Here is an 11771-nt window from a genome sequence, read left to right as displayed (position 1 = left end):
TTTCTTTCACATTTGGAAAAAAAGAAAAACCCAACCTTAATAGGTTGAGTTTTTCTGTTCGTATCTATATGAGGTGTTACTCGCGTCTACGATGGTAGTTCCTCAGATACAATCTTTTGCACGAGGTTTCCGTCTGCTCTGCCTTTCACTTTCGGCATGATCGCACCCATCACTTTGCCCATCTCCTTTTTGGAGGAGGCATTGGTAGCTGCGATACCTTCCCGAACGATATCACGAATTTCGTCTTCGCTAAGCTGAGCGGGTAAGTAAGCGGAGAGCACGTCGATCTCTTCGCGCGTTTTCGAGGCAAGTTCCACGCGGCCTGCCTTCTCAAATTCGTGGAGGGATTCACGGCGTTGTTTTAACTCACGAGTCAAGATGGTCAGCACTTCGTCTTCAGACAAAAGTCTGCCCTTGTTAATCTCTTCGTTCTTTAATGCGGCTTTCACCATGCGAATAACAGAGAGTTTTAGAGCAGCTCTGTCCTTCATTGCCTGCTTCATATCTTGATCGAGTCGCTCCATTACACTCATGATGAGCCCTCCGTCAATTAAAACTTGCGTTTGCGAGCTGCTTCGGATTTCTTCTTGCGCTTAATGCTAGGCTTCTCAAAGTGGCGACGTTTACGCAGTTCCGCCATCACCCCGGATTTTGCGCTTTCACGCTTGAAGCGGCGAAGTGCGCTATCCAAAGACTCGTTTTTCTTGACTCGAATTTCTGCCATTTGTCTTCCCTCCCTCCGCTAAAACCGTGGGACGCCTGAGTCGAACGTACGAACAGACTGTCACACTTCATTATAGGATAATTGACTAAAGAAGGTCAACCTTTAGTTCAATTTTATTCGTAAAAACCGGACAACAGGTGATAATGGATGTGGAAAACCTCTTGCCCACCCTCTTTGCCGCAGTTGTTAATCAAGCGAAATCCTGGCAGCTCCAGCTTTTTCGCCAGAAGTTGTGCTACATGATGGATATGTCCGATCAGCGGCAGGTCCTCGGGGCTTACATCCATTAGCGTCGGAATTGGCTTACGCGGGATGATCAACAAGTGAACGCGTGCTTTTGGTGCAATATCGTGGATGACAATGACGTGCTCGTCCTCATACTCGATACGAGCAGGAATTTCACCATCCATGATTTTGGTAAAAATACTTTTTTCCATGGGAGACTCCTTTCTTCCTCATGTATGTGGATAGTTATGTATGTAAGGATTGATCGTATCATATTCCCTCACTTTTGTCTTGCGGCGCTACCTAACGCATGGTAGCATGACTTCGAGGTTGAAACAGGATAACAAGAAAAAGGAGTTCGTGCAGATGAAACCAATTGCACTGGATCAGGCAGCAATCAAAGCAGAAGGGATTTTGCTTACTGGTTCCCCAGGGCTTGCCTTGTCATCCGTTCACTTTGATACCCGCGAGCTGACTGCGGGATCTTTGTTTGTAGCGCTGACAGGCGGCGCACGGGATGGACATGATTTTTTGTTTCAAGCAGCTGAACAAGGAGCTGTAGCTGCTCTCGTTTCGAATCAGGAGAAGATTCCTGCGGACTTGCCAAACGATTTTGGGTTAATTCTCGTCAATGATACACTGCGTGGCTTTCAAAAGCTGGCTGCCGCTTATCGGAAAAGCTTTTCGTTCCCTCGCATCGCCATTACCGGAAGTATCGGGAAAACAACCGTGAAAGACATCGTGGCACACGTACTTGCGAGCCGTTCGCCTGTATACAAGACATATAAAAACTTCAACAACCACATCGGTGTACCTTTGTCGTTATTGCAGATGGAAGAAAAACATCAAGCTGCTGTACTGGAGCTCGGGATGAACCACGCCGGGGAAATTGATCTGCTCGCTTCGCTGGTCCAGCCAGATATTAGCGTGATTACATTTATTGGAGAGTCCCATATTGAGTATTTTGGCACGCGTGAAAAAATCGCTCTCGCAAAGGCGGAACTGCTTCCTCATACCGCTCTTGACGGGCTTGTGCTGCTCAATAAGGATTCTGAGTATCTACGGTTGATAGCCCATCTGTATCCGGGTGAACTCATGTACTACTCTGTTAATGAGAAAGCGGATATTTGGGCAGAGCAAATCGAAACGGTTGAAGGTGGGACTCGTTTCAAAGTGTGCTTTGCGTCCGGAGAGCATTTCGAGGCATTCCTTCCGCTCCATGGTCGCCACAGTGTCCTGAATGCACTGCCTGCTGTCGCGATTGCCAAGAGGCTCGGAATGGATACGGAGCAAATCGCTTACGCCTTGTCCACCGTTCAGCTCTCCGCCATGCGATTTGAGCAAATTAACGGGAAGCACGGTACTGTGTATATCAGTGATGCGTACAATGCCAGCCCCGTCTCCATGGAGGCTGCCGTACGGACATTTGCTGAGCTGTACCCTGAGCGCGCAAGAGTCGTCGTGTTAGGTGACATGTACGAGCTTGGACCAGATAGCAGGTCTATGCACGCGGGCGTCGGAGCCTCGATTCAAGACATCGCTGAGCGCTTCGAACTGCTCGTGACAATCGGTGAGGATTCACGCCATCTCCATGATGCTTATGCGGGGAACAAGCTGCATTTTGCTACCAAAGCAGAGGCAATGGCTGCTCTACTGCCGCTACGGGATGAAAAACATGCCTTTTTGTTCAAGGCTTCCAAAGGTATGTCATTATGGACGCTTATTACTGATCTCGAAGGTCACGAATAATAGAAAGAGAAAGCCGCCTCTCGTATCATACGGGAGACGGCTTGTTTTTTAGCGCTTGTCATTATCATTCCACAGACGTTCTACCTGGATTAATCGATCTTCCTCAAAGCTTAGTTGATAAATATCGGGCATCGAGGTCTTTTTCCAAAAGGAGAAATCGTACGATGGATCGTAGTGATTCATGATGATCGTCATGATGTTTCCATGGATGCCAATCGCGATTTTTTTGCCTCGATGGTGATCCAAAACTTCCTGAAAGGCAGCGAGTCCTCTTTCCCCCGCTACTGCATTGGATTCTCCCCCTGCGAAAGCGAACTCAAGGTTTGCAAACATATGCTCTATAGCTTGCACAAAATGCTCAAAATGCTCTCCCCAAGCGCCTAATTCCCGCTCGCGAAAACCCGGTTCCTGCTTGATTTCCCGATTCGCTTGCTTCGCCGCCGCTTCAATCGTCTGGATAGCCCTCGCATATGGGCTGGAGACAAATACTTCAATCTGTTCCATTTGCAAAATTTCCGCAACACGCCGCGCATCTTGCCGACCCTTTTCTGACAATCCGCGCGTTTCCTCCTGGTCCTGAATGTACGGCGACTCTGCATGGCGGATCATGTACACATGTGTTCGCACCTCTTACACTTCCTTCGCTTGAAGATTAGCCGAATTTGTTGGTTAGCGCTGCTCATAGATTTCGTTGTACATATCGAGCTTATCAAGTGCGAAAGCCGTATAGTGAGTAGAAGCAAGATCGGCTACGTAGTACGACTTCCCATCCTTTGCCCAGCCAATGATGCGATAGTTATCAGCAGAGCTCAAATACGGGTTTGGTAAGCCTTTCTTCGGATCACTGAATGGATCGTTGCAATTTTTCACCTGCTTGCAAAAGCGGATGGCCCCATACGAGTCTTGTGAATTTGATGGATGTACATATACTTCTGCTGCAAACTGATTCCCTCCCGGTGACCAGAAAATCTGTTTCAAATCGTTATCAGGATAAAAGGACGACTTCAAAATCAACTTTTTCCCCATTGGCAGATCCAGCATGTATTCTTCTTTTTCCGTTCGCATATACCGGTACTTCATATCATTCGAATAAGAAGGGAAGTCGGTCATTTTGTGTTCGTATTTTAACCCTGTTGGCAAATCGAGCTCTTTGAAGGCTGTTTGCGTCTGGTAAAACAGCTTTTTGGAGTTTGGCATCCAATAAAACTTCTCTTGTGGTGCGTATTGATCTACCTTCCATTCATATTGGTCATTCTTTTTCATTTTGAGTGTTGGCAGGTGCTGCAAGTACATGTGGCCGCTTACTTTGGTATTGGAAGAGAGCATGTCCATCCGGGTGAACACCATGTACTGTTCATCCGGTGAAACGGAAAAATCAAGGACAGGATACTGAGCTACTGCCGGGACGAGTACCGTTTTTTTGCCGTCTGGCAGACTGAGCTTTACGATACCGCCATTTTCACGAACGTAGAGTGCGTCTTGCTTCGGCGACCATTTGCCATAGCCGGATAGCTGCGTCATCTTTTTTGTTTGCATATCGTACAAGTACGGTATGGTTCGGTCTGCTTTTCCGTATCCGATTCGCTCCCCGTATACAAACCGCCCAGATGGCGACATGCTCGCCCTGTGAATCAAGGGCATGTTCGTCACTGTTTTTGTCACTTTTCCATCTACTGTTACTTTATAGATGACGACTGGCTCTGGTTTGCGAGGGTCTGCCTTTGCAGGAGCAGAAGCATTGATTTGTCCAGGGACAAGGATGCCCAGCAAGGAAATCAGCAAGCATGAGAGCAATAGGTGTTTTTTCATCAAGGTCCTCCCGAATAAGTAATCAATACGTAGACGCTCACTGGAAGCACTTGGTTTCCTTTTACACGAAAAAAAGATCGGAAGCACCCCTGCGCCCCCGACCTTTTTTCACTTACGCACGGACCATCATTGCCTTCCGCAACCACTCTACCTCTTCCGCTAATACACGCTGCGGACTCTGACCAAACCATTCAATCGATGCAAAATAATCCGTATCCGCAATCTTTTCTAAAATAGGTCCATAATCTACAACACCTTCACCGAGCAGTACCATTCCCTCACGATCGCCGTTAGGAGCATATACATTATGCGGAGCGAATACCGGTAAATGATTCGATGAAGAAATATTTTTCAAATGATAATGAGCTACCCACGGTCTCAATTGCTCGTACGCATCGATCGGATTAGCACCGGATTCCCAGACATGAAGAAAATCAAGATTCACTTTTAGTGCAGGATGATTGACTTCCTGCAACAAGGCAAGTGTAGAACTCAGCGAATCTGTAAGCGTGTTCGGATGTGTTTCGACCAAAAGCTGAATCCCGTGCTCTTGACACATCTTACATAAGATTTGCAGATGATGCACATAGCGTGCACGCTCTTCTGGCCCTACTTCTTGACTTGCCTTCTGTCCAGCAAACGTCCTGATTTGCTTCACATGTAACAGATTCGCCAGTGAAATGAGTCTTTTTGCTTTTTCCAATGTACGCTGAAATCCTGATGTAGTAGCAATATCCAGATAATCGCTAAGCATGGAGATACTCATGCCTTGATCCCTGACCAGCCTTACCTGTTCCTCCATCTCTACTCGATCATGATCGTACAGATGTTGGGCGTGGGTTCCCCATAACTCGATTCCATCAAAATGATGACGATGAGCAAATTGAACAAGCTGTGCAAACGAAATCAACTGGTGGCGAAAAGTAATTGTGCACAATGAGAGTTTCATATGATCTTTACCTCCACCCTTTTTCGTCGACAGTGACGAGACTTTTATCCATTTGGGTCCACAGAACAAACTGACGTTCCAACTCTTTTTTCACTTCAAGCTCGATCAGATCAATCTCTTCAAGCGCCTCGATAATCGGAGGCAACAACGCCATATTCTTGGTCATCGCCATTTTGACAGACAAGTACTGAGCTGTCGTAAACCCTTGGTAGATGTCCTCCACTTTATAGGCAATGCGCAAAAACTCATCACGATGGTATTGCAGGTAATCTTGCAGATAGAGAAATGCATACTCGTAGCTATATTTGCGGATCGCAATCACTTTCACCTGAGTCACTGCCGCAAGCAACATGTCCAAGTTGTATCCATTGCGTCCTTCTGCCATGTCTGTAATCAATTGCTTTAGCTCAAGGGTAAACGGGTTATGGTCACGCTTGAGTGCGTCGTAGAAATAGTCGTGGATCATTTCATAGGTTGGTTCCTTAATTTCACTCGCATCCACCATAAAGCCGCCACCAAACGGATTTTCCAAGAAGGCTTTGATCACCGTCTCCTTCTTCACATTGCCCTCCCAACGAAAATCCGGGTCAAACATAAACCACTCATCCTCATTCTCCGTCTTTGAAATCATCAAAAAATGCGGGAATGGCTTCAACGCAAATTTATTATCTCGTTCTGGAACCAGCGACATGTCTATCTGAACAAGGACAAACTGATCCTCGGTACGCTTATCGATTAGCTCTAAGAACATGTCCAGATTGGAGGCTTTATCTTGGGAATGATCATACCATTCTGTTACTTTCGCTCGGAAAAGTCGCTCATATCCCTTGATAATCTCCTCATGGTTATCAATGTAATAGGTGACCACACCTTGATCTGTAATGGAGTACTCGGCATCCCATATGCCAAAATAATAGGGACGATAATCAATCTTTGTGCGGCGCTTAATCACTTCGCATAGGCAAGAAATGATGCAATGAACCTTAACCATTCTGTATCCCCCACTCGCTGTTTGTATAGACGCTAATTCGATACATGCTGCGGTTCTAGCTGATCAACAAAAGTAAGGAGCGATCCAACCGTTTGGAAGATTCGTGGATCTAACTCATGCGCAGGTACTACCAAGTGCAAATCTTCTTCGATATACACAATCAGTTGCAATAGCATAATCGAATCTATATGTAGATCCTCATTCAATCGCATGGACTCTTCTAGCCTGTGAATATGCGATAATTTTAATTTTTCGGTCATGATCGTATGGATTTGCTCGATTCTTTCTGTTCGTGTCATTTGCTGATCGTCTCCGTTTCTACTAATCGACGGCTGATTTTTCCTGTAGCTGTTTTAGGAATGCTCGTCACGCATTGGATTTCGAATGGGACTTTATAGCCTGGCAAACGATCCTGGCACCATTTCCTGATTTGTTCAGGCGTAGCTCCTTCCTCTGCAATAACCTGCGCCTTCACAATCTCTCCCATGACCGGATGATGTCCACGATACACGACCACTTCTTTTATCCCACTCCTTTTCAAAATGACGTCCTCGACCTCTAAAGGAAATACCTTTAAGCCAGAAACGTTTATCACATCATCCATCCTTGATACAAATTGAATATGTCCTTCTCCTGTCCAGAAACCTATATCCTGCGTGGCTATTTCGTTCTGTCCATTCCAAATCTTAATTTCACCGGGTTGTTCTTCATTTTCTCCTGCTGTCATTGTTACATGTGAAAGAGGAACTCCCAAATCTGTATGGGTTCGCATCTGTTTACTCATACTGACGCATCCCGCCTCGGAGCATCCATATTGTTGCATTAGGATGTCGCTCATGCCTTGCAGCTTGAGAAACAAGCCTTCTGGCATGGGAGCTCCTGATGTCATTAACCGGTGAAAGCGTACCTGCTCTCGCGTAAAGCTAGATAAGATGTGATAAAAGACTGGCAGACCATACACAATATGCTGGGGAGTATCTTGAATCACTTGCAAAGCAAACTTCGGATTTTTGTGCGTCACAATCGAAGGCTTACTCCCCCGCTCCAAAGCTGCCAAAACTCCACATATCAATCCATACGAATGTGTCACAGATGCCAGCACGATCGGGGTTAACGCTTCCTCTCCCTGAAACAACTGGTTGTAGGCATGAATTTCTGTTTGGATATCCTCCCAGCTTCTCCCGATGAGCTTCGCGTCCCCCGTCGTGCCTGAGCTATATTGATAGAGCGATGGTTTTTCGCCCTGTTGTTTATCCGTGATGGACAAGAAGTGCTTCGTCTCCTGATAAACAAGCCCATAACATCTTGCCTTCACTGCCATCTGATAAGCTGTTTCCATTGGGGTTTCCCCATGAATTAACAACACCGAAGCATTATGCTCACGTAAATATTGAACAAGACTAATCACGTCAAGTGGGTCAGCTATGCAGACGGCGTACCTCTTTCCTTCTGGCTGTCGAAAATGATCCATACTTTCGAACCCTTGCTTATGTCTCTCCAATTCATGCACAGAAATCTCATTTTGATTCACAATGAACATGCTAGTAACCTCCCACCGCCATGGAATGAAGCCTTTTCCTTGCCTCGAACAAAGGATTGGGAACTTCATGTAAATGATAGTTCTCGTTCGTTGTATATAGCTTTTTCTTGGTCAATTTCTCTACTTGTACGCTTGGAACAAACAGATCAAATCGCGTAAATCGCTCCGCCAATTCCGGGAATCGTTGTTGGTGCCCCTCCAAAACCTGAGCGGCCATCTCCCAGAAGCGCTCTTCGGCATATCCGTAATGTTCTTCCAATAGCCGTGCGAGTTGCCCCAGATTGATCAGAAATAAGGTCTCTAACGTCAAATCTCTGACTGTTGAAGTTTCATTCATGTGAAACATCACATCATCGGGCTTCGTTGCGTAATATTCATGCACTTCCGCGAAGTTCGGGCATTTGTCCGGCTCACTCAAGAACGGTTGGCAAAAAATCAAATCTTCGTGAAAATCCTTCAATGCTACCCGAGTAGGAACACCATCCCGATGCACCAGGATCATATTCTGTGCGTGGGTTTCCATGGCAATTCCGTGTTTCACTAGAATATGAACGACTGGCAATACACTGCTTTCCAATAATCTCACAAGCCAATTCTCTAGCCCTTGCTCACGAATCCAGCGATCAATGAACGGCACCTTATCCACCTCTACTGCCGCTAATGCGTTATAAGGAACCGCATCTTCTCCTGCTTCGAGATAAGGGATGAGACTTTCTCTCCACATGCACCCAATTACTCCGAATGTAACCATTTCCACAAGCTCAGAAGCAGGGGGAGGATCGTATGCCACTGCCGCAAACTCCTGGAGCATGATCACCTTTTGCACGTCTCGTAAATACGCATCTGCGTCCGTAATCCCCTTGAGCCACCTCGAAACAATGGGTGCACTTGCCAGTGAGTGCGGGGTGAGATGACGTGCCGCTGAGGTATTCACCACGTTGATCGAGAGTTTCAGATACGGTTTATGCGGATTACTTTTGTTAGCAAAGGTGCGAATGGATTGTTGTGGACGATGACTATCAGAGCCTACTCCTAGCACAATGATCTCTTTGCGATGGATATCGTCCAGGAATCCAGGCACGATATGATTACGCCACTGCCAAGGATGGACAGGCACGAAGGCGTACTGATCAGGATCACATCCATGATTGACGATGATTTGTTGAAAGGCTTCTTTTTGGTCTCGACCTAATTCATCCAAAAGAAGGTCATCGAAATTTTTCCCTTGATCAATGGACACTTGAGAATATTGCTTATGTATCGCTAGCCATAGAAAATGAACTTCCTGCTTAAATTCAGGACCATAGGCATAATGATCTACGTAGGTAAATCCAACACGTGATTTATAGCTAGGGTGGTATGGGTGACCGTCCATCAGATCCCCTTCCAGCTCATCGTATGATTTGCCCTGCATCCGAATATCATGTTGCACCCGATAGTATTGAGACAATGTATCCTTTAACAACGTTTGCTCTAGATCATTGGCAAATAGCTTCAGTCTTTGTTCATCTACCGTATTCATTCGGAAGACTTCCACTAAAAAACGAGTGAGGGATATCGCTTCAGATTCTTGCTGTGTGACTCCGCTTTGATCGAAAACAACACGAGTAACGGGGTCCTTCCCTAAACGTACCAGCCCAAAACTAGCACTTTTTCGCCCCCGGCAACGATAGCGAACAGGCATATCTCCCTCATCAAGCCCATGTATGGTATAAATCGTCTCGTCATCCTCTTGGATGGTCTCAGGAATCACAATTCCCTCGTAGAACAATGACTCGATGCATTGTCGAAACACCCTTCTTCTCACCTGCACGTACTGTGTCGAGTGAAGTGCCTCTTCAATCGAGAAATCTTGTATTGTTAACTCCATACCTTATCCTCCAAGTCTCTTCAAGCTATCCAAAAGCATGCAGCCCTGCCTTTTCGGTCTGCTTTACCTTTGCTAAAGGATTATCTATGTAAACAAAAACAGATGATCTCTCTTCCGGTTGGGTTAATTCATCCAAATCATAGAAGCGCGTGAGCAAATTCGCCTTACACGGAAGCTGTTCACGCGTAAGTAGATTCTCTAGAAACTTCGACGCCTCTCGATTCATAGGTAAAAACTCCGTCAAAACCTCATGCATCTCTGCCAATAAGATCCGTTCGTCAATTAAACCTTCCGTTCCAAATCCATTAATAAGTCCAAACATATGGTTAAAAATCATATAATAGGTGATTCGCTCATCGACAAGATGGTCTTTGTAAATGTTCCTACTCGCCTTGCCAACTCCGGGCAATTCTGCCTCTAATACCTCTTGCATCGATTCTGAGAAATAGTAGCCTTGATTATCACGATAAAAGAACTGATCGGGGTATCCGTCTTTGAGCGTGACTACACTATTCTGTTGATGAGCTTCCAAGCCGATTCCGTATTTTAGATAGAGCCATACCATTGGTTTCAATGAAATGTCTACATACCGCTTAAACCATTCCAGACTAACTACTTCCGGTGCCTTGCCTTCCTTTTGTGCCAGATGGTGGATGATCGTTGCCAACCGACTCTTGTAGCCAGGAAGTGGATCTTGCACAAGTGCCGCGATTTGCGTGACTTGTTCTGCATTCCTCCCCATAAAGGGATTATCACGCAGGATTACCTCAAATCCCGTTTCTCCCTCATGCTCCAACATAATCGTGATGTAAGCCGGATCAGAGATAAAGCCAAAGCCCGGATACTTGCGACTTACTTCCCCGATCCCTGTTTCAAAAAGTTGCTTGGCCTCTAAACCGATCTTCATCTCACTTAACTTGTTGACCCGTAAAGAATTCGTAACTTTGATTGGGACGGACAGCTTGAGCATGTATTTCTTCTCAGGATGATAAACCGTTCGAAGAGAAGATGTCGCCATATACTCCTCACCCGCTGGCCCTAGGTATAGAAGCAACCCTTTCCGGATCAAGGATTGTACAGCTACCTTTTCGAGCAACCATTCTGCTTGAAGAGGATGAATCGGGACGATTGAAAATGATGGATCGACATCAGCTATCGAAGGAAACTCATCCTTCAGTAATTGCGTAGCGGACTCTTTTTGCCCAGATTTTTCATGAACAATCGACGGATGGGCTGCAAACAAGTGGAGTTGAAACTTCCCACAACACTCCGGTGCATACAGCGCTTGCTTGGCCTCAGGAATTCCTTGCTGACTCTTCGGCGTTGGATGGAACAAGTGACCGAACAAAAGCGCCTGCTCTGCTTCGATGAAGCTTTGTTCCACGCCATATAACATCTCCGCACTACTTTGGCGCGTCCGAACAAATTTCTCAATGCTTTGGCAGCTTTGAATCATCCGCAAGACTAATTCATCCGGAACTGCATTTTCCCCATGCTGAAGCGTTAGTTCTTTAATCAAAAGAACCGCTAATGTCAAATAGTCCGCTTGAACGAAACGAGTGCAGTCACCACTTCGGTAGCAAGCTGGGTAATGAAACAAATGCCTGCCTGTCACGGAATGATATTTGACACTGACATAGAGGGAAATCCCCTGATGCGGGAGTTCACAATGAAGGTACGTACCCGTTGAACTCGGCTGTATGATTTTCGTTAGCTGCTTCGTAATCTCGTCTTTTCGATTGACCCACTCGCCCCTACCTGTTTCTCGGAGATAACAATTGAGAAAGCTCTGCATCGTTGCATGCTCTGCGATATGCTTGACTACGAACATGTTACCTCTCCTCTTGCTTGATCCAATTTTTTATTCAAGCATTGCGACTGACATAACTGGTAAAACGTCCCATCTATAATGTA

At 45.9% G+C, this 11771-nt stretch carries 12 protein-coding genes; 1 reads left to right on the top strand and 11 read right to left on the bottom strand.

What is annotated here, in order from left to right; translation table 11 throughout:
• Positions 1 to 86: 86 nt before the first annotated feature.
• The 3 genes from ODZ53_RS25030 to ODZ53_RS25020 form a co-directional block, all read right to left on the bottom strand.
• A complete protein-coding gene (locus ODZ53_RS25030; RefSeq protein WP_007727628.1) occupies positions 87 to 533 on the bottom strand; it encodes a GatB/YqeY domain-containing protein in 447 nt (148 codons plus the stop codon).
• 17 nt (positions 534 to 550) lie between these two features.
• Complete coding sequence (gene rpsU, locus ODZ53_RS25025; RefSeq protein WP_007727630.1) at positions 551 to 724, bottom strand: 30S ribosomal protein S21; 174 nt, start codon at positions 722 to 724, stop codon at positions 551 to 553.
• A 113-nt stretch (positions 725 to 837) separates the two neighbouring features.
• Positions 838 to 1161 carry a histidine triad nucleotide-binding protein gene (locus ODZ53_RS25020; RefSeq protein WP_199928879.1) on the bottom strand — a complete coding sequence of 108 codons (324 nt, stop codon included), beginning with the start codon at positions 1159 to 1161 and terminating at the stop codon, positions 838 to 840.
• Between the two features lie 154 nt (positions 1162 to 1315).
• Here ODZ53_RS25020 and ODZ53_RS25015 point away from each other — a divergent pair, with 154 nt between their 5' ends.
• Entirely contained in the window at positions 1316 to 2698 is a 1383-nt protein-coding gene (locus tag ODZ53_RS25015; RefSeq protein ID WP_372680836.1) for a UDP-N-acetylmuramoyl-tripeptide--D-alanyl-D-alanine ligase, read from the top strand.
• A 48-nt stretch (positions 2699 to 2746) separates the two neighbouring features.
• Here the strand turns inward: ODZ53_RS25015 and ODZ53_RS25010 are convergent, their stop codons facing one another.
• From ODZ53_RS25010 to ODZ53_RS24975, 8 genes are all read right to left on the bottom strand, one after another.
• Positions 2747 to 3325 (bottom strand): histidine phosphatase family protein, encoded by a 579-nt coding sequence (locus ODZ53_RS25010; RefSeq protein ID WP_372680834.1) that lies wholly within the window; start codon positions 3323 to 3325, stop codon positions 2747 to 2749.
• Positions 3326 to 3367: 42 nt separating this feature from the next.
• Positions 3368 to 4507, bottom strand: coding sequence for a TolB-like translocation protein (locus tag ODZ53_RS25005; protein ID WP_372680832.1), 1140 nt, complete (start codon positions 4505 to 4507; stop codon positions 3368 to 3370).
• Positions 4508 to 4619: 112 nt separating this feature from the next.
• Positions 4620 to 5456: a sugar phosphate isomerase/epimerase family protein gene (locus ODZ53_RS25000; RefSeq protein WP_372680830.1), complete on the bottom strand. Its 837-nt coding sequence runs from the start codon at positions 5454 to 5456 to the stop codon at positions 4620 to 4622.
• A gap of 7 nt (positions 5457 to 5463) precedes the next feature.
• Positions 5464 to 6447, bottom strand: coding sequence for a DUF6005 family protein (locus ODZ53_RS24995; protein ID WP_012685759.1), 984 nt, complete (start codon positions 6445 to 6447; stop codon positions 5464 to 5466).
• A gap of 32 nt (positions 6448 to 6479) precedes the next feature.
• Complete coding sequence (asbD, locus tag ODZ53_RS24990) at positions 6480 to 6746, bottom strand: petrobactin biosynthesis protein AsbD (protein ID WP_372680828.1); 267 nt, start codon at positions 6744 to 6746, stop codon at positions 6480 to 6482.
• Positions 6743 to 7987, bottom strand: a complete 1245-nt coding sequence (locus ODZ53_RS24985) for an AMP-binding protein (RefSeq protein WP_372680826.1) — start codon at positions 7985 to 7987, stop codon at positions 6743 to 6745. Before ODZ53_RS24985 ends, asbD begins: the two co-directional genes overlap by 4 nt.
• A gap of 1 nt (position 7988) precedes the next feature.
• Complete coding sequence (locus ODZ53_RS24980) at positions 7989 to 9857, bottom strand: IucA/IucC family protein (RefSeq protein WP_372680824.1); 1869 nt, start codon at positions 9855 to 9857, stop codon at positions 7989 to 7991.
• 25 nt (positions 9858 to 9882) lie between these two features.
• A complete protein-coding gene (locus tag ODZ53_RS24975) occupies positions 9883 to 11688 on the bottom strand; it encodes an IucA/IucC family protein (protein WP_372680822.1) in 1806 nt (601 codons plus the stop codon).
• Between the last annotated feature and the right edge of the window lie 83 nt (positions 11689 to 11771).

Source organism: Brevibacillus sp. BD137 (assembly GCF_041644655.1).
GTDB lineage: Bacteria > Bacillota > Bacilli > Brevibacillales > Brevibacillaceae > Brevibacillus > Brevibacillus brevis_D.
The sequence above is the reverse complement of the archived record's forward strand: the minus strand, read 5'-3'. Positions and strand labels throughout refer to the sequence as shown.